General features: G+C 73.7%; 23 protein-coding genes. 7 read left to right on the top strand and 16 right to left on the bottom strand.

The window, feature by feature from the left end; translation table 11 throughout:
- Positions 1–30: 30 nt before the first annotated feature.
- Entirely contained in the window at positions 31–978 is a 948-nt protein-coding gene (locus ACFY7H_RS20815) for a 2-hydroxyacid dehydrogenase (protein WP_388939945.1), read from the bottom strand.
- An 84-nt stretch (positions 979–1,062) separates the two neighbouring features.
- On the opposite strand from ACFY7H_RS20815, the gene ACFY7H_RS20810 reads away from it, so the two are divergent.
- The 3 genes from ACFY7H_RS20810 (at position 1,063) to ACFY7H_RS20800 (ending at position 3,896) form a co-directional block, all read left to right on the top strand.
- Positions 1,063–2,070: an aldo/keto reductase gene (locus tag ACFY7H_RS20810; RefSeq protein ID WP_388939943.1), complete on the top strand. Its 1,008-nt coding sequence runs from the start codon at positions 1,063–1,065 to the stop codon at positions 2,068–2,070.
- A gap of 316 nt (positions 2,071–2,386) precedes the next feature.
- Complete coding sequence (locus ACFY7H_RS20805) at positions 2,387–3,634, top strand: PQQ-dependent sugar dehydrogenase (protein ID WP_388939942.1); 1,248 nt, start codon at positions 2,387–2,389, stop codon at positions 3,632–3,634.
- Between the two features lie 49 nt (positions 3,635–3,683).
- Entirely contained in the window at positions 3,684–3,896 is a 213-nt protein-coding gene (locus ACFY7H_RS20800) for a DUF6191 domain-containing protein (protein ID WP_388940020.1), read from the top strand.
- Here ACFY7H_RS20800 and ACFY7H_RS20795 read toward each other — a convergent pair.
- The 6 genes from ACFY7H_RS20795 to ACFY7H_RS20770 form a co-directional block, all read right to left on the bottom strand.
- The gene (locus tag ACFY7H_RS20795) at positions 3,893–6,949 is read right to left on the bottom strand and encodes an AAA family ATPase (RefSeq protein WP_388939940.1); all 3,057 of its coding nucleotides are present in this window, start codon (positions 6,947–6,949) and stop codon (positions 3,893–3,895) included. The two genes, ACFY7H_RS20800 and ACFY7H_RS20795, sit on opposite strands and share 4 nt — an antisense overlap.
- Before the next feature lie 81 nt (positions 6,950–7,030).
- A complete protein-coding gene (locus ACFY7H_RS20790; RefSeq protein WP_388939938.1) occupies positions 7,031–7,228 on the bottom strand; it encodes a hypothetical protein in 198 nt (65 codons plus the stop codon).
- Between the two features lie 157 nt (positions 7,229–7,385).
- Positions 7,386–7,976: a hypothetical protein gene (locus tag ACFY7H_RS20785; protein WP_388939937.1), complete on the bottom strand. Its 591-nt coding sequence runs from the start codon at positions 7,974–7,976 to the stop codon at positions 7,386–7,388.
- A gap of 74 nt (positions 7,977–8,050) precedes the next feature.
- Positions 8,051–8,605, bottom strand: coding sequence for a GNAT family N-acetyltransferase (locus ACFY7H_RS20780; protein WP_388939935.1), 555 nt, complete (start codon positions 8,603–8,605; stop codon positions 8,051–8,053).
- Between the two features lie 27 nt (positions 8,606–8,632).
- Positions 8,633–10,867 (bottom strand): MMPL family transporter, encoded by a 2,235-nt coding sequence (locus tag ACFY7H_RS20775; protein WP_388939933.1) that lies wholly within the window; start codon positions 10,865–10,867, stop codon positions 8,633–8,635.
- A 209-nt stretch (positions 10,868–11,076) separates the two neighbouring features.
- Positions 11,077–11,469, bottom strand: coding sequence for a signal peptidase I (locus ACFY7H_RS20770; protein WP_388939932.1), 393 nt, complete (start codon positions 11,467–11,469; stop codon positions 11,077–11,079).
- Between the two features lie 59 nt (positions 11,470–11,528).
- Here ACFY7H_RS20770 and ACFY7H_RS20765 point away from each other — a divergent pair, with 59 nt between their 5' ends.
- Together ACFY7H_RS20765 and ACFY7H_RS20760 are read left to right on the top strand one after the other, a co-directional pair.
- Positions 11,529–12,341, top strand: coding sequence for a GNAT family N-acetyltransferase (locus tag ACFY7H_RS20765; protein WP_388940018.1), 813 nt, complete (start codon positions 11,529–11,531; stop codon positions 12,339–12,341).
- 102 nt (positions 12,342–12,443) lie between these two features.
- A complete protein-coding gene (locus ACFY7H_RS20760) occupies positions 12,444–12,953 on the top strand; it encodes a DinB family protein (protein WP_388939930.1) in 510 nt (169 codons plus the stop codon).
- Positions 12,954–12,987: 34 nt separating this feature from the next.
- On the opposite strand, the gene ACFY7H_RS20755 is transcribed toward ACFY7H_RS20760, so the two are convergent.
- Complete coding sequence (locus tag ACFY7H_RS20755; RefSeq protein ID WP_388939928.1) at positions 12,988–13,722, bottom strand: siderophore-interacting protein; 735 nt, start codon at positions 13,720–13,722, stop codon at positions 12,988–12,990.
- Positions 13,723–13,795: 73 nt separating this feature from the next.
- Here ACFY7H_RS20755 and ACFY7H_RS20750 point away from each other — a divergent pair, with 73 nt between their 5' ends.
- Both ACFY7H_RS20750 and ACFY7H_RS20745 read left to right on the top strand, forming a co-directional pair.
- On the top strand, positions 13,796–15,865 hold the full coding sequence (locus ACFY7H_RS20750; RefSeq protein ID WP_388939926.1) for a penicillin acylase family protein: 2,070 nt from the start codon (positions 13,796–13,798) through the stop codon (positions 15,863–15,865).
- Complete coding sequence (locus tag ACFY7H_RS20745; protein WP_388939924.1) at positions 15,862–16,470, top strand: GNAT family N-acetyltransferase; 609 nt, start codon at positions 15,862–15,864, stop codon at positions 16,468–16,470. Before ACFY7H_RS20750 ends, ACFY7H_RS20745 begins: the two co-directional genes overlap by 4 nt.
- On the opposite strand, the gene ACFY7H_RS20740 is transcribed toward ACFY7H_RS20745, so the two are convergent.
- The 8 genes from ACFY7H_RS20740 to ACFY7H_RS20705 form a co-directional block, all read right to left on the bottom strand.
- Positions 16,448–17,254, bottom strand: coding sequence for an alpha/beta fold hydrolase (locus tag ACFY7H_RS20740; protein ID WP_388939922.1), 807 nt, complete (start codon positions 17,252–17,254; stop codon positions 16,448–16,450). The two genes, ACFY7H_RS20745 and ACFY7H_RS20740, sit on opposite strands and share 23 nt — an antisense overlap.
- Before the next feature lie 68 nt (positions 17,255–17,322).
- Positions 17,323–17,943 (bottom strand): cysteine hydrolase family protein, encoded by a 621-nt coding sequence (locus ACFY7H_RS20735; protein ID WP_388940016.1) that lies wholly within the window; start codon positions 17,941–17,943, stop codon positions 17,323–17,325.
- 130 nt (positions 17,944–18,073) lie between these two features.
- Positions 18,074–19,066 carry a GlxA family transcriptional regulator gene (locus ACFY7H_RS20730; protein WP_388939920.1) on the bottom strand — a complete coding sequence of 331 codons (993 nt, stop codon included), beginning with the start codon at positions 19,064–19,066 and terminating at the stop codon, positions 18,074–18,076.
- A gap of 170 nt (positions 19,067–19,236) precedes the next feature.
- Positions 19,237–20,748: an Asp-tRNA(Asn)/Glu-tRNA(Gln) amidotransferase subunit GatB gene (gatB, locus tag ACFY7H_RS20725; RefSeq protein ID WP_388939918.1), complete on the bottom strand. Its 1,512-nt coding sequence runs from the start codon at positions 20,746–20,748 to the stop codon at positions 19,237–19,239.
- A gap of 16 nt (positions 20,749–20,764) precedes the next feature.
- Complete coding sequence (locus tag ACFY7H_RS20720) at positions 20,765–21,010, bottom strand: hypothetical protein (RefSeq protein ID WP_030295076.1); 246 nt, start codon at positions 21,008–21,010, stop codon at positions 20,765–20,767.
- A complete protein-coding gene (gatA, locus tag ACFY7H_RS20715) occupies positions 21,007–22,506 on the bottom strand; it encodes an Asp-tRNA(Asn)/Glu-tRNA(Gln) amidotransferase subunit GatA (RefSeq protein WP_388939915.1) in 1,500 nt (499 codons plus the stop codon). Before gatA ends, ACFY7H_RS20720 begins: the two co-directional genes overlap by 4 nt.
- A gap of 5 nt (positions 22,507–22,511) precedes the next feature.
- Positions 22,512–22,808 (bottom strand): Asp-tRNA(Asn)/Glu-tRNA(Gln) amidotransferase subunit GatC, encoded by a 297-nt coding sequence (gatC, locus tag ACFY7H_RS20710; protein ID WP_010984178.1) that lies wholly within the window; start codon positions 22,806–22,808, stop codon positions 22,512–22,514.
- Positions 22,809–22,971: 163 nt separating this feature from the next.
- Entirely contained in the window at positions 22,972–25,176 is a 2,205-nt protein-coding gene (locus ACFY7H_RS20705) for a putative bifunctional diguanylate cyclase/phosphodiesterase (protein ID WP_388939913.1), read from the bottom strand.
- Positions 25,177–25,301 lie beyond the last annotated feature (125 nt).

The following is a 25,301-nucleotide window of genomic DNA, read 5'->3' as shown; positions in this document are numbered from 1 at the left end:
CGCTGCTTCCGGGGCGGGGGCGCACCCGCCTCAGTCCTTGATCAGCACGGTGTTGCCGACTTCCTCCCCGGCGGCGAACCGGGTGAGCTGGCGGGCCACGAGCCGCTTCGCCCTGGGCTCGAACGCCGAGCTGCTGCCGCCCACATGGGGGGTGATCAGTACGTTGGGGGCGTGCCAGAGGGGGTGGCCCGCGGGCAGCGGCTCGGGGTCCGTGACGTCGAGGGCGGCGCGCAGCCGGCCGGACTCCAGCTCCGCCAGCAGGGCGGCGGTGTCGACGACCGGCCCCCGCGAGACGTTCACCAGGAGGGCGCCGTCCTTCATCCGCCCGAGGAAGGCGGTGCCGGCGAGGCCCCGGGTGTCCTCGGTCAGCGGGGTGGTCAGCACCACTACGTCCGCCTCGGGCAGGAGGGCGGGGAGGTCGGCGAGGGCGTGGACCGGGCCGTGCGGGGCGGTGCGGGCCGAGCGGGCGACGCGCGTGATCCGGCCGCACTCGAAGGGGACGAGCCGGTCCTCGACGGCCTCGCCGATCGCCCCGTAGCCGACGATCAGGACGGACCGGTCCGCGAGGGCGGCGTAGAAGCCGCCGCGCCACTCCTCCCGGTCCTGCCCGCGCACCATGCCGGGGATGCCTCGCAGGGAGGCGAGGGTGAGGGTGAGGGCGAGCTCGGCGGTGCTGGCCTCGTGGACGCCGCGGGCGTTGCACAGCCGGACGCCCGGGCGGAGGTCGCCGAGGCCGGGCAGGACGTGGTCGATGCCGGCGGTGAGGGTCTGCACCACGCGCAGGCCGGGCATCGCCGCGAGCGGACGCAGGGTCACCTCCTGGGACTTCATGTACGGGGTGACGTAGAAGACGCAGTCGGCCGGATCGGCCGGAAAGGTGTCCTCTCCGTCCCACTGGCGGTAGCGGAAGTAGTCGGGGAGGCCGTCGATCTGTCCGGGCGGGAAGGGGAGCCAGACGTCCCCGGTCGTCACAGTCATGATCGCGAGGCTATGCGAAGGGAACTGGATCAAGCCGTTAGTTTGAGGGCCGGACCGGGACCGGGCCGGAAGGGGGACGCAGGGGTGGAGCGCAGGTCGATCGGGTCGGGACCGCTGACGGTGGGAGCCATAGGGCTCGGCTGCATGCCGATGAGCTGGGCCTACGCGCCTTCGCGCCGGCGGGGCGAGGAATCGCTGCGCACCCTGCACACGGCGCTGGACCTGGGGGCGAACCTGCTGGACACGGCCGATCTGTACGGGCCGTTCACCAACGAGCTGGTGCTGGGCCGGGTGCTGCGGGAGCGGCGGGCCGAGGCCTTCGTCTCCGCCAAGGTGGGGCTGCGGGCGGGTGAGGGGCACGTGGTGGCCGACGGGCGGCCGGGGTACGTGCGGCGGGCGTGCGACGCCTCGCTGCGGCGGCTGCGGACCGACGTCATAGACCTCTACCAGCTGCACCGGGTGGATCCGGAGGTGCCCGTGGAGGAGACCTGGGGAGCCATGGCGGAGCTGGTGGGCGCCGGCAAGGTACGGGCGCTGGGGTTCTGCGCGCTGGGTGCGGGGGCCGGGCCGGGTGCGGGGCGCCGGGGGGACCGGGGGTACCGCACGACCGTGCGGCAGCTGGAGCGGGCGCAGCAGGTGTTCCCGGTGACGGCGGTGCAGGCGGAGCTGTCCGTGTGGTCGCCGGAGGCGGCGTGGCAGCTGCTGCCGTGGTGTGCGGCGCGGGGGGTGGGGCTGCTGGCGGCGATGCCGCTGGGCAGCGGATTCCTGACCGGGACGCTGACGCCGGGGCAGGGTTTCGAGGACGCGGACGTGCGTGCGCGGCACCCTCGGTTCACGGCGCACGCGATGGCCTCCAACCAGGTGCTGGTGGCGGGGCTGCGGCGGGTGGCCCGGCGGCGGGGGCCCGGGGTCACGGCGGCGCAGGTGGCGCTGGCCTGGGTGCTGGCGCAGGGACCGCACGTGGTGCCGGTGCCGGGGGCGGAGCGGGCGCGGTGGGCGGCGGAGAACGCCGCGGCGGCCGAGGTACGCCTCACGGCGGGGGAGCTGGCCGAGATAGCGGGGCTGCCGGCGGCGGTGGGAGCCTGGGACTAGGTCGTCTCTTTCGGGTCTTGCCGGTCAAGCCCGCGGCGTCTGGTGCGGTGCCTCGCAAGGCGGAGGCACAGCGCGCGTACTGGACGTACTCGGCTGTGCCGACAACGCGGCGAGGTGCCGTGCCAGGCGTCGCGGGTCTGGGGGTACCTCCCAGCGGGCGACTCCGGATCTCTCCGGCTTCCCCACATCCACTCGATCGGGTGTACGAGGGATGGAACTTCGGGAGCGGCCCGGTCTGTTGAGTCATGTGAAGGGCAGGACTGGAGGACACGAGGCTGGGACGGACGGCTGAGGACGGCCGGAGGGGAGCGGGACCATGCGGTACGGGCGGTTTCACGAGGACGGGACGCGGGGCCCGGGGGCGGCGCCGGGGCACGGGGGTGGGCCCGCGCGGCGCCGGGGCGTGCTGGCGGCGCTCGCACTGGCGGGGTGCGGTGCCCTGCTGGCGGCGGGCTGCTCCCCGCCGGACGGCGAACGGGCCGGGCCGGGCGGTTCGCCACCGGGCTCGCCGCCGACGGGAGCGGCGTCCTCGGGGGCCTCGGGCCGGCCGGAGGCGTCGGGGCCGCCGGCGAAGGGGTCGGTGACGGTGTCGGGAGAGGCGGCCAAGGGCCTGGACACCCCCTGGGGCGTGGCCCCGCTGCCCGGCGGGGACCTGCTGGTCGCCTCCCGGGACAAGGGCACCATCAGCCGGGTGCGGACGGACACGGGTGCGGTGACGCGGATCGGGGAGGTCCCCGGGGTCGCCCCGGGCGGGGAGGGCGGACTGCTGGGTCTGGCCGTGTCCCCGTCCTTCGCCTCGGACCGGATGGTCTACGCGTACTTCACGACCGAGTCCGACAACCGCATCGCCCGGATGCGGTACGACGAGCAGAGACCGGCCGGGCAACAGCTGGGCGCGCCGGACACGGTGTTCCGGGGCATCCCCAAGGGGCTGATCCACAACGGCGGGCGGATCGCCTTCGGCCCGGACCGGATGCTCTACGCGGGCACGGGGGAGACCGGGGACACGTCGCTGGCGCAGGACCGGAAATCGCCGGGCGGGAAGATCCTGCGGATGACCCCGGACGGGCAGCCGGCGCAGGGCAATCCGGAAGCCGGCTCCGTCGTCTACTCGTACGGGCACCGCAATGTGCAGGGCCTCGCCTGGGACAAGGACAAGCGGTTGTGGGCGGCCGAGTTCGGCCAGCGGACCTGGGACGAGCTGAACCTCATCGAGCCGGGTGGCAACTACGGCTGGCCGGAGGCGGAGGGGAAGGCGGGCAAGCCCGGGTTCCGTGATCCGGTGGCGGTGTGGAAGCCGGACGAGGCCTCGCCGAGCGGGATCGCCTGGGCGGAGGGCTCGATCTGGATGGCCGGACTGAAGGGCGAGCGGCTGTGGCGGATCCCGCTGAAGGGGGCTGCCCCGGCTGCGGAGCCTGAGGCCTTCCTCCAGGGGAAGTACGGCCGGCTGCGCACGGTGGTACCCCTCGGCGGGGACGGCTTGCTGCTGGTGACGAGCGAGACGGACGGGCGCGGCTCGCCGGAAGCGGGCGACGACAGGATCCTGACACTGACGGTGCGGTGACCTGAACGGCTCCGGAAGGGGCGGAAGGCAGGGTGGACGCGTGTTCAACATGATCGAGGAGCTGTTCAACCCGGGACGCAAGCACACGGACGAGGAGAAGAAGCGGCTGGAGCTGTCCCGGACCGACGTCGGTGACGGCGATCCGGGACGGGGGCCCATAGACCTCGACTCCGGCAAGGTGCTCATACGCCCCGCCGCCGAGGCGGTCCGGGACCCTGGCGCCGACGGGACCGACGGAGCCGACGAGGCCAACCGGGTCTAGAGGGGCCCCGGCGGGGCCACCGGGGCGAGGGGGGCCGCGAAGAGGCGCAGCCGGTGGGCGAGTGCCGCGGCCTCGCCCCGGCTCGCGACGCCGAGCTTGGCCAGGATGTTCGAGACGTGCACGCTGGCCGTCTTCGGGGAGATGAAGAGCTCCTCCGCGATCCGGCGGTTGGTGCCGCCCGCCGCGACGAGGCGCAGGACGTCCCGCTCGCGGCTGGTCAGGCCCAGGGCCTCGATGGGATCGGCGTCCGGGGCCGGTGCGGCCGGCCGGGACTCCTCGGCGGTCAGCGGGAGCCGGGCGCGCTGTGCGAGCAGGGCCAGGTCCTCGCGGAGCCGTCGGGCACCGAGCCCGTCGGCGGCGGCGTGGGCGTCGCGCAGCAGGTCGGCGGCCGTCTCGCGGTCCCCGCCGGAGACCAGCAGGGCCTCGGCGAGCCGGTGGCGGGCCCGGGCGAGCAGGTACGGGCGCTGGAGCGGGCGTACGGCCGCCTCGACGGCGGTCCAGTCGGCGACGGTGTCGCGGGCCTCGGCGCGGAGCAGCTCGGCCCGCAGGTACTCGGCGTGCGCGGTCCACAGGGGCACCGGGGTGGCCAGGGTCCGGGCGGCGGTGCGCAGCACCTCCAGGGCGGCGCCCCTGCCGGCGTCGGCCGCCGGCAGGCCCCGGGCGTCGGCCTCGGCGGAGGCGGAGGCCAGCAGCAGGGGCCAGGCGTAGCGGTGGTGGCCCAGCGGGAAGCCGTGGGCGACGGCGTCCGCGGTCTCGGCGCGGACGCCGTCTATCCGGCCCTCTCCGTCGGCCAGACCGATGGCGAGCCGGTAGAGCGGGAGCCGGTGCTGGGGTTGGCTGTCGTGGGTGCCGAAGTGGGTCTGCGCGGCGGCGAGTTGCTGTGCGGCCTCGGCGAGTTCTCCGCGGGCCAGGGCCAGGTAGGCCAGGCGCGCGGAGGCGGAGCCGCGGGGGGCGGCGCTCTGTCCGACGCGCAGGGTGCGGCGGGCGGCCTCGGCGGCCTCGTCCCAGCGGCCGAGGCTGTACAGGCTTTCCGCCATGTTCCCGCAGACCCAGGCCTCGGTGTCCAGGAGCCGGGACCTGCTGACGAGTTCGACCCCTTGTTCGGCCAGTTCCACCGCTTCGCGGGACCGGCCCATGGCTTCGAGTTGAGAGGTGATGTTGACGTGCGCGCGACCCGCGACCACGGTGAACCCGAGTTCGGTGGCGCGGTCCTTGACCGCGTGGAGTTCGGCGAGGCCGGTGGCACCGTCGCCGGAGTCGGTGAGCAGGCAGCCGTAGGTGATCCGGGCGTTGAGCTCGGTCTCCTCGGCGCCGATCATGCGGGCGTATTCCACGGCCCGTTCGGCCGCGGCGAGATTGCCGGGGCCGGGGTTGTGGAGCATGCCCCAGCCCGCGGCCCGGACGAGGACGTCGGCGTGCACCTGGGACGGGGGCAGCCCCTTGACCAGTTCCTGGGCCCTGGCTATCTCCTGCCAGCCGTCGCCCCGGCCGAGGTTGGCGACGAGGCGGGAGCGCTCGGTCCAGAACCAGGCGGCGCGCAGCGGGTCGTCGCGGTCCTCCTCGAGGGTGCGCAGGGCCAGCTTGGTGAGCTTCAGGGCCCGTTCGCGGTCACCGCCGAAGCGGGCGGCGACGGTGGCCTCGGCGAGCAGGTCGAGCCGCTGGAGCGGGGTCGTGGCCGGGTCGCAGCCGCAGGGCGGGTACACCTCGGTGTAGTCCGCGGGGCGCAGGTCGGCGCGTACTTCGTCGGGGACGCTGTCCCACAGGTCCATGGCCCGCTCCAGCAGGCTGAGCTGCTCGGAGTAGGCGTGCCGGCGGCGGGCGGTGACGGAGGCGGCGAGGACGGCGGGCAGCGCCTTGGCGGGGTCGTTGGCGGCGTACCAGTAGTTGGCCAGGCGGATGACCCGTTCCTCGGCGCGGACCAGCGATCCGTCGGCCTCCATGGCCTCGGCGTAGCGGCGGTTGACGCGGGCGCGCTCGCCGGGCAGCAGGTCGTCGCTGACGGCCTCGCGGACCAGCGAGTGGCGGAAGCGGTAGCCGTCGCCGTCGGTGGTGGCGAGGAGGATGTTGGCGCCGACGGCGGCCCGCAGGGCCTCGATCAGTTCGTCCTCGCCGAGCCGGACCACGGCGCGCAGCAGGGCGTACTCGACGGTGGAGCCGCCCTCGGCGACGATGCGCACCACACGCTGGGCGGCGTCGGGCAGTACCTCGACGCGGACGAGCAGGAGGTCGCGCAGGGATTCGGTGAGCCCGGTGCGGCAGCCGCTCTCCCGGGAGGCGACGAGTTCCTCGACGAAGAAGGCGTTGCCGTCGGAGCGGTCGAAGACGGAGTCGACGAAGGCCTCCTCCGGCTGCGAGGCGAGGATCCCGGCGAGCTGGCGGCGCACCTCGGCCCGGTTGAAGCGGGGCAGTTCGATGCGGTGGACGGTGCGGAGCCGGTCGAGTTCGGCGAGGAGCGGGCGCAGCGGGTGGCGGCGGTGGATGTCGTCGGCGCGGTAGGTCGCGACGAGGACGAGCCGGCCCCGGCCGAGGGTGCGGAAGAGGTAGGCGAGGAGGTGCCGGGTGGAGGTGTCCGCCCAGTGCAGGTCTTCCAGGACGAGGACGACGGTGCGGTCGGCCGCGAGCCGTTCCAGCATCCTGGCGGTCAGTTCGAAGAGCCGGGCGGTGCTCTCCTCGTCGTGGGGGCCCCGGGGGGTCTCGCCGAGTTCGGGGAGGATGCGGGCGAGTTCGTCCTCCTGGCCGGCGGCCGCTTCGGCCAGTTCGTCGGGGAGCAGGCGCAGGAGGGTGCGCAGAGCGGTGGAGAAAGGGGCGAAGGGAAGTCCCTCCGCCCCGATCTCCACACAGCCGCCGACGGCCACCACGGCCCCGCGGCGGGCGGCCTCCGTGAGGAACTCCTCGGTCAGGCGGGTCTTGCCGACCCCGGCCTCTCCCCCGATGAGCAGGGCCTGCGGCTCCTGGCCGGCGGCACGCGCCAGGGCGTCGACGAGTACGGCCAGTTCGTCGGCTCGGCCGACGAACACCGGGCTGACAGATCTGGTCTCCACGCCGCCGAGCATCGCACACGGGTCCGGTCCGGTGGCAGTCGTTATCGGTGCGCTCGTCATCTCGGGTCAGTCCGGGCGGGCCCGCGGCGCGGGTCAGGCGGCGCGGGTGAAGAGACTGCGGTGCCGACTCACCGGCCTTTCGGATTCCTGGCTCCGAGAGGAGGCACGGGAGGCCTTCTTGGCCTCCTGGGCGATCCGGTAACGGTCGGCCTCGCGGATGAGGTCGGCTCGGCGGGCGGTGGCGATCTCGTACTCGAACATCTCGTCTCCCTGGTTGCTCTTCTCGGGCACCTCGTGCGGTGTGATCCGAGAATCGCGTCCCAGAGGGGTGCGGCACATGGGGCGCATGCCGCATCTCCTGGGGGCCGGGGTCCTTAGACCGGGGCCCGGTGTCCCTGAGGAGGCCTGGGGCGGCCTAAGACCGGGGGGAGATCCCGTAAGGCGGTGCCTACTGGGCGGCCGTGGGGAGCGGGAAGAGCAGGTCGAAGTACATGAGGCCGAAGAGCAGGACCCCGATGAGCCCCAGGGCGACGGCGGCCCAGGAGACGGAGCGGACCCACGCGGGGTGGACCCGGCCGGGGGCGCCGAAGGCCGGGCCGGCGAGGACCATGACGGCGAGGAGGAGGGCGAGGGTGGAAAGGACACCGTTGACGACGGCGGTCATGTGCCAGGCGTCGCCGTACAGGGCGGCGATCTTCTCCTTGGCGGTGGTCGCGCTGACCGATTCGATCTGGCCGATGAGCGTCTGGCGCTCGGCCGCGACGCGGGACACCCAGCTGCCGCTGAGGGCGACGAGGCCCAGACCGGCGGCGACGACGGCGGATGCGGCGGCCCCTACGCCGGTGCTCCGCTCGGGGGCGTCCTCCCCGGTGTCGTCGGCGTCCGCGTCCTCGGCGTCCTCGGCGGTGCCGGCCGGGGCGCCGTCGAGGCCGGCGGCCGCCGTCCCGGCGGTGGCGGCCTCGTCCGGGGTACCGGGGGCCTTGTCCTCGGCGGCGTCCGCGTCGGGGGCGGCGGGGGCGGGGGTCTTGGTGGTGTCCATGCCGGGCACCGTAGGCGGCGTTTCTGAGAGGTTCCTGAGAGGGCGGCGGACGCTGCGCCGGTGGTGGGCCGCGGCTAGGTCGGGCGGGCGGCGGCCCACTCGTGGGCGAGGACGGCCCAGACCTCGGTGTCCTGGCGGACGCCGCGGTGGAGGTGGTTCTGCCGCATGACGCCGTCGCGGGTCAGTCCGAGGCGTTCGGCGAGGGCGATGCTCTTCTCGTTGCCGGAGGCCACGTGCCATTCCACGCGGTGCATGCCGCGCACGTCGAAGGCCCAGTCGATCAGGACCCGGCAGGCCTTGCCGACCAGGCCCCGGCCGGCCGCCGCGGGCTCCAGCCAGCAGCCGACCTCGCAGTTGCCGGCGGCGGCGTCGAATTCCCGGAAGAGGACGCCGCCGACGAGGGTGCCGCCGACGCGGATGCCGTAGAGCCGGGCGCCGTCCCTGGCGGCCTCCTCCGCCTTGGAGCCGAGCAGGTGCCGCGCCGAGGCGAGGTCGGTGACGCGGTCCGGCAGCCCGATGTACCGGCCGATGAACTCGCGGCCCCGGTCCATGTGCGCCAGGAACTCCTCGGCGTGCCACACCTCCAGCGGGAACAGCTGGGCGTCGTCGGCCAGTTCTCTCGCGAACATCTGTGCTTCCTTACGGCTCGTGACCGGTCAGCGGGGCGTGCGGGCCGGTTCGGCGTGGTCCGCTTCCGGCCGCTGCGACGGAAGTGTCGCACGGGGAGTGGCGCGTTCCGGCGGCTCGATGCTGATGCGGGGCAGCCGGCGGTCCAGCCATGCGGGGATCCACCAGTTGGCGCCGCCGAGCATGTGCATGAGCGCCGGGACGAGCAGAGTGCGCAGGACGAAGGCGTCGAGCGCTACGGCGGCGGCGAGCGCGATGCCGAACATCGCGATGAGCCGGTCGCCGCTGAGCACGAAGGCCAGGAAGACGGAGATCATGATGACGGCCGCCGAGTTGATCACCCGGCTGGTCTCGGCGAGGCCGACACGGACGGCCCGCCGGTTGTCGCCGGTCTCCAGCCACTCCTCGTACATCCGGCTGACCAGGAAGACCTGGTAGTCCATGGACAGGCCGAAGAGCACCGACACCATGATCACCGGCAGGAAGGGCTCGATCGGCCCGGCGCTGCCCAGGCCCAGCGGTTCGCTCCCCCAGCCCCACTGGAAGACCACCACGACGACGCCGAAGGAGGAGGCGACGGCGGCGACGTTCATGGCGGCGGCCTTGAGCGGGATGCCGACGGACCGGAAGGCGAGCAGCAGCAGGACGCACCCGAGGGCGATGACCACCCCGACGAAGAGCGGCAGCTTGCCGACGATCACCTCGGCGAAGTCGTCGTAGCCGGCGGTGACCCCGCCGACGTGGGCCTCCATGGTGCTGCCGTGCCCCGCGCGCGGGATGACGTCCCGGCGCAGGGTGTCGACCAGCTCGCTCGTGGCGCGGGCTTGCGGGGCGGAGTCCGGTATGACGGTGAGGACGGCGGTGTCCCCGCTGCGGTTGAAGACGGCCGGGCCGGCGGAGGCGACTCCTTCGGTGGTGCGCAGGGTTTCCGTCAGCCGCTCGACGGCTATGCGGTCCCCGGCGCCGTCGAGCCGGGCGACGACGCTGAGCGGGCCGTTCGTACCGGGCCCGAACCCGTCCGCGAGCAGGTCGTAGGCCTTGCGGGTGGTGGAGGCGGCCGGGTTGTTGCCCTGGTCGGAGGTGCCGAGGTGGAGCGAGAGGGTCGGCAGCGCCAGCACCGCCATCACCAGGGTCGCGACCGCTCCGAGCAGTTTGGGGTGGCGCTCCACGAAGGCGGACCAGCGGGCGGCGAACCCGGTGGGCGGCTGTGGCCGGGGTCCGTCGGCGGCGAGCCGGCGCCGTTCGCGGCGCGAGAGGGCCCGCATGCCGATGTACGAGAGGAGGGCGGGCAGCAGGGTGACGGAGGCGGCCACCGTCAGGGTGACGGTGAGGGACGCGGCGATGGCGACCCCGTCGAGGAAGTTCAGCCGCAGCACCAGCATGCCGAGCAGCGCGATGCAGACGGTGGCCCCGGCGAAGACGACGGCACGGCCCGTGGTGGCGACGGCGCCGGCGGCGGCTTCCTCGACGGTGAGCCCGCGCGCCAGGCCCTTGCGGTGCCGGGTGACGATGAACAGGGCGTAGTCGATGCCGACGCCGAGGCCGACGAGGGTGCCCAGCATGGGGGCGAAGTCGGCGACGGGCATGGCGTGCCCGAGCAGGGTGATGCCGAAGTAGGCGCTGCCGACGCTGACGAGTGCGGTCGCGAGGGGCAGCAGGCTCGCGGCGAGGGAGCCGAAGGCGAGGAAGAGGACGACGGCGGCGATGCCCACGCCGATGACCTCGGCGAGGTGGGCGCTGGGCGCCTCGGTCAGGCCGATGGCGCGGCCGCCGAGTTCGACCTGGAGCCCGTCCGCCTGGGTGGTCGCGTTCTTCGCGGTGTCGACGACGGCCTTGGCCTGGGCCCGGGGTACGGAGTCGGCCTGCCGGTCGAAGGTGACCACCGCGTAGGCGGTGCGTCCGTCGCGGCTGATCTGCGCGGCGCCGGGGGGGCCCGGTGCGTAGGGGCTCGCGACCGAGGCCACTCCGGGCAGGGCGGCGACGGCGTCCAGGGCCCGGGTCATGCGCTGCTCCACGTCCGGGGTGCGTGCCGTCCGGTGGTCAGGGGCCCGCCACACGATGGTGTCGGTGTCGCCGCCCTGGTCGCGGAAGCCCTCGCGCAGCAGGGCGTGGGCCTTGGCGGACTCCGTGCCCGGGACCTCGTAGTCGTTGGAGAACGCGGTTCCGGCGGCCCCGGCCGCCGCGGCGGTCCCACCGAGGGCGAGCAGCCAGATCAGGACGGTGACCAGTCGGTGCCGCAGGCACCACCGTGCGATTGCTGCCAACGGACGTGCTCCCTGGTGGTTCGGATCTTCAGCGGGAGGCAGCCCGGCGCAAAGAACTCATGAACTCGTGAACTTGTGAAGGTTCGGCCGCGAAGTCCCGTCGCGGCCAGGGTGGTATACACCTCGATCGACACGATTCCAGCCTTTCGTGATCGTCGGCTGGTTTCGTGTGCATCGTCACAGGCTTGGGGGGAGATGCGGGACCTCGGTCACCGGCGCTCCGGGGCGGACGGCTCATCTGCCCGGTAGCCGGGGAGCGAGGGCCAGCGCACGGTGAGGACCACCGTGTCCTCCTCGGCGTACCAGGAGTGGTCGACCCCGCGGCCCCAGACCACGTAGTCCCCCTGCTCGGCGAGGACCACGGTGCGGCCGGGGAACTCCAGCCGGAACCGGCCGCTGATCAGCACCTGGAGGGCGGTGCGCCGCTCGCCGGTCACCCACCGCTCGCGTTCCTCCCCTTTGGGATGGACCCCCCACTTGATCTCGACGTCCTCGCTGTGGCGGGGATCGCCGGCGCTCTTGAAGTGGCCGAGGAGCCAGCCCCGGTCGGCTGCGGCGTCGGGGGTGGCCTTGCCGGTGTAGATGGCGGAGTCGTCGTTCACGGGCCGAGGTTAATGCAGTTGTACGCCCGCCCCGACACTGGTCAGCTCATCCCATGAAGATGAACCCCGATGAACTTTCGGCGGTGCGCGACCGCTACGACGCGCAGATGCGGCGCGACGCGCGGCCCGACGCCGCCCACGCGCGGGTGGAGCGGGTGGGCGCGGTCGTACGCCAGACCGTGCCCGGGCTCGGCTGGAACGGCGTGCTCTGGTCGGACCTCGACGAGGACACGGCGGACGCCGAGATCGCGGCGCAGGTGGCGCACTTCGGGGCGCGCGGCGAGGACGGCGGCGGACCGGAGTTCGAGTGGAAGCTGTACTCCCACGACCGCCCGGCGGACCTCGGGGACCGGCTGCTCGCGGCGGGGTTCGTACCGGAGGCGCCGGAGACCCTGCTGGTGGGGCGGACGGCCGATCTCGCCGCCATGCCGGTGGAGCCGCCCGACGGGATCACCCTGCGGGTGGTGACGGACGAGGCCGGGGTGGACCTGATGATGGAGGTCCACCACCGGGCCTTCGGCACCGAGCGGCCCCGGATCCGTGAGCAGGTGCTCAGCCGGCTGCGGGACGAGCCGGACACCATCGAGGCCGTGGTGGCGATGGCCGGGGACGTCCCGGTCAGCGCGGCCCGGATGGAAATGCGGCCGGACGGCGCCTTCGCCGGCCTGTGGGGCGGCGGCACGGACCCGCGATGGCGCGGCCGCGGCATCTACCGCCTCCTGGTGGCCCACCGCGCCCGTGTGGCGGCGGCCCGGAACATCCCCTACCTCCAGGTGGACGCCTCGGACGACAGCCGTCCGATCTTGGAACGCCTGGGCTTCGGCGTCGTCGGCGTGACGACCCCGTACGTGTGGCGGGGCGACGGAGCCTGATCCGGCCGCGCGCCGCCTCCGCCCCGAACCCGGGGCGCCTCCGGGGGCTTCCGCCGCCGGGCGGCCCTTCCGTGCGGGCCCGGCGGCGGGGAAGATCAGTGCATGCCGAACACGGAACGCGTCGGGCCGCCCCTGACCGGCGGGGAGCGCGAGACCCTGCGCGCCTACCTCGACTACCACCGGGCCACCCTCGCCCTGAAGTGCGAGGGCCTCGGCGACGAGGAGCTGCGCCGCCGGGCGTCGCCGCCCTCCACCCTGTCGCTGCTGGGCCTGGTCCGGCACATGGCCGAGGTGGAACGCCACTGGTTCCGGCGCACGATCGGGGGCGCGGACGTCCCCCACCTGTGGTCCGACGACCACGACTTCCAGGCGGCGTACGACGCCGAAGGGGCCACCCGCGCCGAGGCGTTCGCCGCCTGGGAGGCGGAGGTGGAACACTCCCGTGCCGTCGAGGCGGCCGCCGAGTCCCTGGAGGAAAGGGCGTACGTCATCAAGTGGGAGCAGGAGGCCTCCCTGCGCCTGGTGATGCTGCACATGATCCACGAGTACGCCCGCCACAACGGCCACGCCGATTTCCTCCGCGAGGCCGTCGACGGCACGGTCGGGGCGTAGTCGGCGGCACGGTCGGGGCGTAGCCCCGCGGGCTTCAGTCCGCGCGCCAGTACCCCAGGCCGTTCACGCGCTGCTTCGGCAGGCCCAGGTCCTTCCTGAGGTACGCCGTCAGGCTCCGGGTGGTCGCCGCGTCGCAGGCCAGCCAGACGTACGCGGAGGCCGGGTCCGGGCCCAGCAGCTGCGGGAGTTCGGCCCGCACCCGCTCGGCCAGCGCCGAACCGCCCCGCGCCACCCGCCGGACGTCGTGCCGGCCCGCGTCGGCGCGTACGGGCAGCTGCGCGTCGGAGGCGTGCTGGGTCTCGAACCAGATGGTGGCCGGGGTGTGCGGGTAGGCGTCCAGCAGGGAGTTGACGGCCGGGAGGGAGGCCGGGTCACCGATCACCAGCAGCCGCTCCGGCTCGGGGTCCGGCGCCGTGAAGCCGGTGCCCTGGACGGTCGCCTCCAGGGTGTCCCCCGGTGCGGCCGAGCGCGCCCACCGGCTGGCCAGCCCGTCGTGCAGGGCGAATTCGAAGGCGAAGGTGCCGGTGGCCGGGTCGGGGTCGACCAGCGTGTAGGCCCGCTGGTGCGGACGGCTGCCGCCCTGGAACCAGACCCGGACCCACATGGTCGGGTGCAGGGAGTCGCCGACGGCCGCCAGAAGCCCGCCGTCGCCGAAGCGGACCCGGCGGAAGTGCTCGGTGACGTCTTCCACCCCCGTCACCGTGAAGGTGAAGTCCTTGCCGCGCAGCAGTTTGAGGACCACGCCCTCCCAGCCCTTGCCGACCGCCATGCCCGTCCCCTTCCCCGCACCCTTATAGTTAGGACAGCCTAACCTAAGGAACTCGGGGAAGAGTGTGAGCAGTGTGACTACAGAGGCCCACGAGGTCTACCGCGACAGCTGGGGCATCCCGCACCTGCGGGCCTCCGACCCGATCCGCCTCTCCTACGCACAGGGCCGCGTCACCGCCCTCGACCGTGCCTGGCAGCTGGAGGTCGAGCGCCACCGCGCACAGGGCTCCAGCGCCGCGTTCCTCGGCGCCGACTGCGTCGCCTGGGACCGCTTCGCCCGCCAGGCCCGCCTCGACGACACCGCACGGCGCTGCCACGAGGCACTCGACCCCGGGACCGCCGCCTGGCTCGGCGCCTACGTCGACGGCGTCAACTCCGGTCTCGCCGAGGGCGCCGCCCGCGACGACCGCTTCGCCCGCACCGGCCACACCCCGGCCCCCTGGGAGCCCTGGGTCCCGCTGTCCGTCTGGATCGCCACCCACGTCCTCTTCGCGGGATTCGCCACCAAGCTCTGGCGCGAACGCGTCGCCCGCGTCCTCGGCGACGACGCCGCCACCCTCTTCGCGACCGACGGACCCGGCACCGCCGGCAGCAACGGCTGGCTGGTACCAGGCGACCGGACCGCCACGGGTGCGGCGATCATCGCGGGCGACCCGCACCGGTTCATCGAGGACCCGGGCGTCTACCAGCAGATACGTATCTCCTGCCCCGAGTACGACGTGCTCGGCCTGGCCGTCCCCGGCGTGCCCGGCCTCGCCCACTTCGGCCACACCGGCAGCGTCGCCTGGGCCATCACCAACGCCATGGCCGACTACCAGGACCTCTACGCCGAACGACTGCGGCCCGCCGGCGACGGCCTGGAGGCGCTGGGCCCCGACGGCACCTGGGAGCCGGTCGCCCGCCACACCGAGACCATCTCCGTGGCCGGCGCCGCCGACGTCGAGGTGGAGGTCCTGGAGACCGCGCGCGGGCCGGTCGTCGTCCGCGAGGACGCCACCGGCCTCGTCCCCGGGGGCGCCGACGCCCTCTCCCTGCGCTACCCGCCCCGCGTCCGACGTGACCTGGGCTTCGCCGCACTGCCCGCCCTGCTGCGCGCCCGCACCGTCGCCGACGTCGACCGCGCCCTCGACGGCTGGGCCGAGCCGGTCAACGTCGTCCACGCCGCCGACTCCGAGGGCGGCCTGCTGCACCGCGTCGCGGGAGCCGTGCCCTTGCGCGACGGCGCCAACCGGCTCCGGCCCGTGCCCGCCTGGGACGCCCGCCACGCCTGGCGGGGCTGGGCGCCCACCCCCGCCGAACCGGTACAGGGCTTCGCCGTGATGGCGAACGCGCGCGGGATCGCGTCCCCCCTCGGCGTGGAGTTCGCGCCGCCGCACCGCGCCGACCGCATCCGGGAGCTGCTCAGCGGCTCGGCGGACTGGTCCCCGAAGGCCATGGCCGACGTGCACGGTGACACGTACCTCGCCTCCGCCGCACCGCTGCTCGCGCTGCTGCCCGACCTGGACGGGCTCTCCCCCGCGGCCCGCCGGCTCCGCGAACGGCTCCTCGCCTGGGACCGGCACATGGAGGCCGACAGCACCGACGCCGCCGTCTTCGCGGCCTTCCGCAGCGCGACCGTACGCCGTTTCACCGCCGACCCCGTCTTCGCCGGCCTGGCACCCGCCCCCGCCGGACCGGAGGTCTTCCACCCCTGGCTGTACCTCCTGCCCCGCGTCGGCTACGCCCTGGAGGGGCTGCTGACCACCCCCCTCCTCCCCGGGCTCGATCGCGCCGCGCACGTGCGCGCGGCCCTGGAGGAGACGGCCGCCGCCGTCCCCGGGTCCCCCTGGGGCCGACTCCACGTCCTCGCCCCCTGGTCGGCGCTGCCGGATCCGGACGCCGAGTGGCCGGGCCTGGGCGGCGACCACGACTGCGTCAACGCCACGTCCTCCGTGCCCGGTCACACCGACCGCGCCGCCCGCGCCTCGGCCGCCCGCTACGTCTGGGACCTGGCACGCCGCGAAGACAGCCTCTGGGCGGTCCCGCTGGGCGCGGACGGCGTCCCCGGCTCCCCCCACCACCGCGACCAGCTGCCCCTCTGGGCGAGCTGCGAACTCGTACCCGTCGTCACCGACTGGGCCCGCCTCACCAAGGAATCCGCATGAACACCGGCTCCGCCCCCGCCTCCACCCGTCAGCCCGTCCACACCCGGCACGTCGAGGGCTTCGGGACGGTCACCATCACCCCCGTCGACCCCGCCGCCGACTCCGCGCTGATCCACGGCTGGGTCACCGAGGAGCGGGCGCGCTTCTGGGGCATGGGCGGCGCCAGCCGCGAACTGGTGCAGGAGATCTACGAGGACGTCGACCGCCGCACCACCCACCACGCGTTCATGGTCGCCCGCGACGGCGAGCCGGTCGCCCTCTTCCAGACGTACGAGTGCGCCGAGGACCGGGTCGGCGAGTGCTACGAGGTCCGGCCGGGGGACGTCGGCGTGCACCTGCTGATCGCCCCAAGCCAGGGCCCGGTCCGGCACGGTTTCACCGGGGCCCTGATGACGGCCTTCATCGCGTACGTGTTCTCCGACCCCGCCACCCGCCGCGTCGTCGCCGAACCGGACGCCCGCAACGCCAAGGCCATCGGCCTGCTGGAGCGGACCGGCTTCGTGCTCGGGCCCGAGGTCGTACTGCCGGAGATCGACCTGCCCGAGGTCCACCTCCCGGCGAAGCCGGCCCGCCTGGCCTTCCTCAGCGCGCCGGACGCTCGCTGAGGAACTCCGTCACCAGGGACGCCCATTGCCCCGGGCGCTCGGCGAACGGCAGGTGCCCGGTGGGCAGTTCCGCGCGCCGCGCGCCCGGCAGGGCGTCCGCCAGCTCCCGCTGGAAGGCGGGCGGTACGAGCCTGTCCCCGGTCGTCTCGACGACCAGGACCGGTACGCCGATCCCCGCGAGTTCCGCGCGCAGGTCCGCGCCCTTGATGAGCGCGGCCTGATCCCCGCCCCCGGGCGTCACCGTGGCCGCGGTCCCCCGCACGAGGTCCTCCAGCTGCTCGGGGCTCAGCGCCTCCAGCTGCTCCTCACTGAGCACGAGCGGTACGAGGAGCCGCGCGAGCAGCTCGTTCTCCCCGCGCCGGCCCAGCTCGGCCCACATCTCCCCGACCAGCCCGAAGCCGTGGCCGGCCCGCGCGAAGCTCGCGGTGAGCACGAGCGCGGTGACCCGCTCGGGGTACCGGGTGGCGACCCTGACGGCCACGTTCCCGCCAAGGGAGTAGCCGAGTACCGCGAACCGCTCCAGCCCTTCGGCGTCGGCGGCGGCCACCAGCTGGTCGGCCAGCTCGTCGAGCCGCAGCGGCCCCTCGGCCTTCGGGGTGTCCCCGGCGCCGGGATAGTCGACGCCGACGACGCTGTGCCGGGCGGCGAGCGCGTCCAGCAGCGGCCCGAAGTTGCCCTCGACCGATCCGCCCGCCCCGTGGGCCAGCAGCAGGCCCGGGCCCCCGCTCTCGGTGCGGACGGTGCGGGCGTAGCGGGCCCGGGTGGTGGCTGTGGCTCCGGACATGAGGGTCCCCCGTTTCATTCGGTAGCGGTCGCTACAGAAAGAAACCAATCCGATTTAACTAGCGATCGCTACAGAAGATCGTCCTCCCCGGGGATCACCAGGCCGAAGAGGTCGGTGACCGTGGCCAGCGCGGCCGCCTGGAGGGCCTCGGCGGGCACGACGGTGCCGTCCGGCGCGGCCAGGGCGCGGGTGGCGGTGGCCCCGGCGACCACCGTGGGCCGGTAGCCCAGGTTGAAGGCCCCCTCGGCGGTGAAGGTGACGCACATGTGCGTCATGAACCCGGCCAGCACCAGGTCCTTGCCGCTGCCCGCACCGAAGCCGAGACCGCTCAGGGTCTCCTCCAGTCCGGTGGCGTGGAAGGCGTTCGGGAAGCGCTTGACCACCACCGGCTCACCCTCGGCCGGGGCGACCTCGTCGCTGATGGCGCCGATGTGCGCCCGGATGTCGTACGGGGTGCCCTCGCCGCCGTCGTTGACGATGTGGACGACCGGGGCGCCGGCGGCGCGGGCGCGCTCCAGCAGCCGGGCTCCCGCCGCGAGCGCCTCCTCGGCGCCGTCCAGGGCCATCACGCCCGTGCGGTAGGTGTTCTGGAAGTCGATCATCACCAGGACGGAATCGGCCAGCCGGGGCGGCCGCCCGTCCAGCCCGATCAGGGTGCGCAGGGCCGTGGAAGCGGTGGCCGTGTTCATGCTCGTGCTCGTGCTCATGCTCGGAAAACCCTTCACAAGGGATGAATGGGACGGAAAAGGGCAGCGCAAAGCCGGGCCCGTTCCTCGAAGTCCTCGAAGCCTTCTCGGGGTCCGGACCGATGGGTGCCGGTCAGCCGGCCTGCGTGCGGAACCGGCGGCGGTAGGCCGCCGGGGTCGTGGCGAGCTGCCGGCGGAAGGCCCGGTGCAGGGTCTCCGCCGAGCCGAGACCGGCGGCCGCCGCGACCTGGTCGAGCGGGCTGTCGGTGGTCTCCAGGACGCGCCGGGCCGCCTCGACGCGGGCGGCTTCCACGTAGGCCGCGGGACTGGTGCCGGTCTCCTGGGTGAAGACGCGGGCGAAGTGCCGCTCGCTCAGGCACATCCGGGCCGCGAGGGCCGGTGCGGACAGGTCCGCGTCGAGGTGGTCGGCGATCCACACGCGCAGGTCGTCGATGTCCCGCCGTCCGGCGGCCGGCCGGCTGAGCGGCACCGAGAACTGGCTCTGGCCGCCCTGCCGCTTCAGGTACATCACCAACTGCCGCGCCACCGCCAGGGCGGTCTGCTCGCCCAGGTCCTCGGCGACGAGAGCCAGCGCCAGGTCCAGGCAGGCACTGATCCCCGCCCCGGTCCACAGCCGGCCGTGGTCGGTGCGTACGAAGATCGGATCGGGATCGACCACGACCTGCGGGTGTTCGGCCGCCAGCTGGGCGGCGGTCGACCAGTGGGTGGTCGCCGTCCGCCCGTCCAGCAGCCCGGCCGCCGCCAGCAGGTGCGCGCCCACGCACACCGACGCCACCCGCCGGGCGTGCGGGGCGGTCTCCCGTACCCACTCCACGACGGCTTCGTCGATCCGGGCGACGGGTCCGGCGTCGGTCACGTCGACCGCGCCCGGGACCAGCAGGGTGTCCACCCGCTCGCCGACCTCGCCGAAGGCGCGGTCCGCGAGCAGCCGCACCCCCGCCGAGGTCCGTACCGGTCCGGCCTCGGGCCCCGCGAGGACGACCTCGTAACCGGCGCGCCCGCCGGTCTCCCGGTTGGCCAGGGCGAAGACCTCGGCCGGACCGGTGACGTCGAGGAGGTCGACATCGGGGAAGACCGCGATGACGACCCGGTGCGAAGTGGGCATGCCCCCATCCTCACGTGGCCCCCGCATGGCGGCAATGACGATTCCCCGTCACATCCGGACACGCGCCCGCGCCCGGACGCGCGTACGAAGACCCGTACGACAACGCGTACGGGAACGGCGGAGGCCCCGCACCGGGATCCGGTGCGGGGCCTCCGTCAGGAGCCGGGGTCTCAGCCCTCGACGCCGAGGCGCTCCAGGATGAGCTCCTTGACGCGGGCCGCGTCGGCCTGACCGCGGGTGGTCTTCATGACCGCGCCGACCAGGGCGCCGACGGCGGCGACCTTGCCGCCGCGGATCTTGTCGGCGATGGCCGCGTTGCCCGCGATGGCCTCGTCCACGGCCGCGCCGAGCGCGCCCTCGTCCGAGACGACCTTCAGGCCGCGCTTGTCGACGACCTCGTCCGGGGTGCCCTCGCCCGCGAGGACGCCCTCGATGACCTGCCGGGCCAGCTTGTCGTTCAGGTCGCCGGCCGCGACCAGGGCCGCGATGCGCGCCACCTGGGCCGGGGTGATCGGCAGCTCGTCGACCGAGACGCCCTGCTCGTTGGCGTTGCGGGCCAGTTCGCCCATCCACCACTTGCGGGCGGCGGCGGAGTCGGCGCCCTCCTCGATGGTGGCGACGATGGAGTCCACGGCGCCCGCGTTGAGGATGGACTGCATGTCGTGCTCGCTGACGCCCCACTCCTCGCGGAGCCGGTTGCGGCGCACGCGCGGCATCTCCGGCAGCCCGGCGCGCAGTTCCTCGACCCAGGCGCGGGCCGGGGCGACGGGGACCAGGTCCGGCTCGGGGAAGTAGCGGTAGTCCTCGGCGTTGTCCTTGATGCGGCCGGCCGTGGTGGAGCCGTCCTCCTCGTGGAAGTGCCGGGTCTCCTGCACGATCGAGCCGCCCGACGAGAGCACCGCCGCGTGGCGCTGGATCTCGAAGCGGGCCGCGCGCTCGACGGAGCGCAGCGAGTTGACGTTCTTCGTCTCCGAGCGGGTGCCGAAGGGGGCCTCCGGGCTCGGACGCAGCGACAGGTTGACGTCGCAGCGCATCTGGCCCTTGTCCATGCGGGCCTCGGAGACGCCGAGCGCCTTGATGACCTCGCGCAGCTCGGCCACGTACGCCTTGGCGACCTCGGGGGCGCGCGCTCCCGCGCCCTCGATGGGCTTGGTGACGATCTCGATGAGCGGGATGCCGGCGCGGTTGTAGTCCAGCAGGGAGTGGGACGCGCCGTGGATACGGCCGGTGGCGCCGCCGACGTGCAGCGACTTGCCGGTGTCCTCCTCCATGTGGGCGCGCTCGATCTCCACGCGGAAGACCTCGCCGTCCTCCAGCTGGACGTCCAGGTAGCCGTTGAAGGCGATGGGCTCGTCGTACTGGGAGGTCTGGAAGTTCTTCGGCATGTCCGGATAGAAGTAGTTCTTCCGGGCGAAGCGGCACCACTCGGCGATCTCGCAGTTCAGCGCGAGACCGATCTTGACGGCGGACTCGACGCCGATCGCGTTGACGACCGGGAGCGAGCCCGGCAGACCCAGACAGGTCGGGCAGGTCTGCGAGTTGGGCTCGGCGCCCAGCTCGGTGGAGCAGCCGCAGAACATCTTGGTCCTGGTGCCGAGCTCGACATGGACTTCGAGGCCCATGACGGGGTCGTACGACGCGAGGGCGTCCTCGTACGACAGCAGTTCGGTGAAGGTGGTCACGGTGAAACTTTCCCTCTCAGCCCAGCAGGACGTCGTCGTCGCCGAGGCGCTTCAGCTCGCGGTACAGGATCGCGAGGCCGGTGACGATGGCGGCGGCGGACACAACGGCGTCGACCAGCTTCAGCGTGTCGTTCTCGGTGCGGGCCTTGCGGGCCTGCTTGATCACGCTGATGGCACCGAAAGCGGTGGTGCCGATCGACAGGTAGGTGCCGGACTTGGACTTCTTGAAGCCCTTGGCCTTGGACAGTGCACTGGAACTCACAGCGACGGAGCCTCCTCAAGCAGCGGGTGACCCCAGCGCTCGACGAAGGCTGCCTCGACGGCGGCACCGACCTTGTACAGGCGGTCGTCCTTCATCGCCGGGGCGATGATCTGCAGTCCGACCGGGAGACCGTCCTCCGGTGCCAGGCCGCAGGGCAGCGACATGGCGGAGTTGCCGGCCAGGTTGGTCGGGATGGTGCACAGGTCGGCGAGGTACATCGCCAGCGGGTCGTCGGTGCGCTCGCCGATCGCGAAGGCGGTGGTCGGGGTCGTCGGGGAGACGATCACGTCGACCTGCTCGAAGGACTTCTCGAAGTCCTTGGTGATGAGCGTGCGGACCTTCTGGGCGGAGCCGTAGTACGCGTCGTAGTAGCCGGAGCTGAGCGCGTACGTGCCGAGGATGATGCGGCGCTTGACCTCGTCGCCGAAGCCGGCCTCACGGGTCAGGGCGGTGACGTCCTCGGCGGACCTGGTGCCGTCGTCGCCGACGCGCAGGCCGTAGCGCATGGCGTCGAAGCGGGCCAGGTTGGAGGAGGCCTCGGACGGCGCGATCAGGTAGTACGCGGCCATGGCGAGGTCGAAGGACGGGCAGTCCAGCTCGACGATCTCGGCGCCGAGCTCCTTGAGGAGCTCCACCGACTCGTTGAAGCGCTGGACGACGCCGGCCTGGTAGCCCTCGCCGGCGAACTGCTTGACCACACCGACGCGCATGCCGGCGACGGAGCCGTTGCGGGCGGCCTCGACGACCGGCGGGACCGGGGCGTCGATGGAGGTGGAGTCGAGCGGGTCGTGGCCGGCGATGACCTCGTGGAGGAGGGCCGCGTCCAGGACCGTACGGGCGCACGGGCCGCCCTGGTCCAGGGAGGACGAGAAGGCCACCATGCCGTAGCGGGAGACGCCGCCGTACGTGGGCTTCACGCCGACGGTGCCGGTGACGGCGGCGGGCTGGCGGATGGAGCCGCCGGTGTCGGTGCCGATGGCCAGGGGGGCCTGGAAGGCGGCGAGCGCGGCCGCGGAGCCGCCGCCGGAGCCGCCGGGGATCCGGGTGAGGTCCCAGGGGTTGCCGGTGGGGCCGTACGCGCTGTTCTCGGTGGAGGACCCCATGGCGAACTCGTCCATGTTGGTCTTGCCGATGATGACGACGCCGGCTTCCTTCAGCTTGCGCGTCAGGGTGGCGTCGTAGGGCGGGATCCAGCCTTCGAGGATCTTCGAACCGACGGTGGTCGGGACCCCGACGGTGGTGAAGATGTCCTTGAGGGCGAGCGGAACGCCGGCCAGTGGGCCGAGCTTCTCGCCGGCCGCCCGCTTGGCGTCCACGGCGCGGGCCTGCTCCAGGGCGCCCTCACGGTCGACGTGCAGGAAGGCGTGGACCTTCTCGTCCGTCGCCTCGATGCGCGCGAGGTGGGCCTCGGTGACCTCGACGGCCGTGAGCTCGCCGGTGGCGATCTTCTCGGCGGTCTGGGCGGCCGTGAGCTTGATGATGTGGGTGTCAGCCATGGTGATTAGTCCTCCCCCAGGATCTGCGGCACCTTGAAACGCTGCTGCTCCTGGGCGGGAGCACCGGAAAGCGCCTGCTCGGGGGTGAGCGAGGGACGGACCTCGTCCGCGCGCATGACGTTCGTCAGCGGCAGCGGGTGGGAGGTCGGCGGGACGTCTTGGTCGGCGACCTCGGATACGCGGGCGACCGCGCCGATGATGTCGTCGAGCTGTCCGGCGAAGTGGTCGAGCTCTTCGGCCTTGAGTTCCAGACGTGCCAGCCGAGCGAGGTGGGCGACCTCCTCGCGCGTGATGCCAGGCATGCAGCGATCCTCTGGGGGTGGTGAGTGTGTAGGTTTCGGTGCCAATCCTATGGGGCCGGGCCCCCGACCCGTTAAACGGTTTGCCGCGGCCCCGCCGGGGCCGGGCGGCACCACCCCGCGGGCCGCCCCGCACCGGGACCGGGCGGGACTCCGGTGGCGCGGCCTACGGGGCCGGGGTCTCCGAGGTGGCCGCGGCCGCGGCGGCCAGCTCCGCCGTGATGTCGGCCGGCCGGCGCCAGCCGCGCTCGCCGCGGGCCAGGAGCCAGGCGGTGGCCTCCTGCGGGGGCATGGCGGCGGCGACCAGCCAGCCCTGCACCGCGTCACAGCCGAGGTCCCGCAGGCGCTCCCAGGTCTCGTCGTCCTCCACGCCTTCGGCGACGACCAGCAGGCCCAGGGAGTGCGCGAGGTCGACCGTGCAGCGGACGATCTCCGCGTCCTGGGCGTCCACGGCGAGCCGGGCCACGAACGAGCGGTCGATCTTCAGCTCGCTCACCGGCAGCCGGCGCAGGTGCACCAGCGAGGAGTAGCCGGTACCGAAGTCGTCGAGGGACATCTTGACTCCGTGGCCGGTGAGCCCGGCCATGGTGTCGGCCGCCCGCTGCGGGTCCTCCAGCAGGACGTGTTCCGTTATCTCCAGCTGGAGCCCGCTCGCCGGGACCCCGTGCCGGGCCAGCCGGGCGGCGACGGCTCCCGCGAAGCCGGGGGTGTGGACGTCGCGCGGCGAGACGTTGACGGCGACCGGGACCTTCAGGCCCTGCGCCCGCCACCGCGCGACCTGGGCGAGGGCCGTCTCCAGCACGTACTCGGTGAGGTGCGGCATCAGCCCGGAGGTCTCGGCGATGGCGATGAACTCGTCCGGGGAGACCCGCCCGCGTTCGGGGTGCACCCAGCGGACCAGCGCCTCCAGCCCCGCCACCTGTCCGTCGAAGCGGACCTTCGGCTGGTAGTGCAGTTCCACCTCGCCGGCGTCGAGGGCCCGGCGGAGGTCTCCGAGGAGGCCGAGCCGGTCGGGGGTGTTGCTGTCGCGCTTGGACTCGTAGACCTCGACGCCGGTGCGGTCGCGCTTGGCCTGGTACATGGCCACGTCGGCCCGCCGCAGCAGTCCTTCCGCGTCCAGCGCGTGGTCGGGGAAGACGGCGAGGCCGGCGCTGGCCTCCAGGACCAGGGTGAGGCCGTCGAGGTCCAGCGGGGAGCTGAGTTCGGCGACGAGGCCGCGGGCGACCCGCTGGGCGCTGGTGGTGGAGTCGGTGGCGGGCAGCAGTACGGCGAACTCGTCGCCGCCGAGCCGGGCCGCCTCCGCTTCGGCCGGGAGCGCCTGGCGCAGCCGCTCGGCGATCTGGAGCAGCAGCCGGTCCCCCGCGAGGTGGCCCAGGGTGTCGTTGACGGCGCGGAAGCGGTCCAGGTCGATCAGCACGAGGGCGGACCGGGTGCCCGAACGTTCGGCCTCGTCCAGTGCGGACCACGCCCGCTCCAGGAGCCACTGCCGGTTCGGCAGGCCGGTCAGCGGGTCGCGCAGCTGCTCCTCGGCGCGGGCCCGGGCGATCCACAGGGTGGAGTCGAGGGCGATGAGCGGTACGGCGAAGAGGGGCAGCAGTACCGGCTGGGTGCTGGCGACCACGCAGATCAGCGGGGTGATGCCCAGCAGGGCGGCGGCGACCAGGGCTTGGCGCAGGACGGCCGTGCGGGCCACGGTGGGCAGCCCGCCGCCGCGCGGGGTGAGCGCGAACCACAGCAGGATCCGGGTCACCAGCAGGTAGGAGAGGGCGACGAGGGCGACCTCGGGAGCGGCCGCGAGGTCCCAGTCCAGGGGCGTCCAGGGCCGCTCGACGCTCGGCGCGTCGCCGAAGGCGGCCAGTACGAGGGCCCCCGCGCCGATGCCGAGGATGTCGACGGAGCCGTGCAGCAGGCCCTGCCGCCAGCGCTGCCGGCGGGCGGCCCCGACGAGGGAGACCACCGCCAGGGAGACGAGTCCGGCGGGGATCCAGCCGTACAGGATGAGCACCCCGAGGGTGAGCGCCGCACCGGATCCGGTGCCGCCCCACCAGCGGTCGCGGCCCAGGGCGACGAGGTGGCCGACGATGATGCCGGTGAGCAGGGCGAGCCCCCAGCCCACCGCTCCGCCGGGGAACAGCGCCTGACGGGCGGTCAGCGCGGAGGCGATGCCGGCGGCGAGCACCACGGCGGCGAGGCCCACGAGGGCGAGGGCCAGCGTGGTGCGCCGCCCCTCCTGTCCCGGTCCGCCCGCTCCGGTGCCGGGGGCCCGGGTCTCCGGTGTCCTGGCACCCAGGACACCGAACCGGCCCGCCCGTACGGGCGGGGTGTCCCCGCCGAATTCAGGTGACGGGTCGGCGCTTTCGGTGGGTTTCATGCCCGTCCCTCTCACAGCCGGCGATGCCGATGTCACGTGATGGCCCCGGTGTCGTGCCATCACGGCTGAAAGCGCATCAGGCAGCCGCGCACGACGGGCGCACCCCACAACAGTAGGACGCGAGA

This window comes from Streptomyces sp. NPDC012794 (genome assembly GCF_042901085.1).
Lineage (GTDB): Bacteria > Actinomycetota > Actinomycetes > Streptomycetales > Streptomycetaceae > Streptomyces.
The sequence above is the reverse complement of the archived record's forward strand: the minus strand, read 5'-3'. Positions and strand labels throughout refer to the sequence as shown.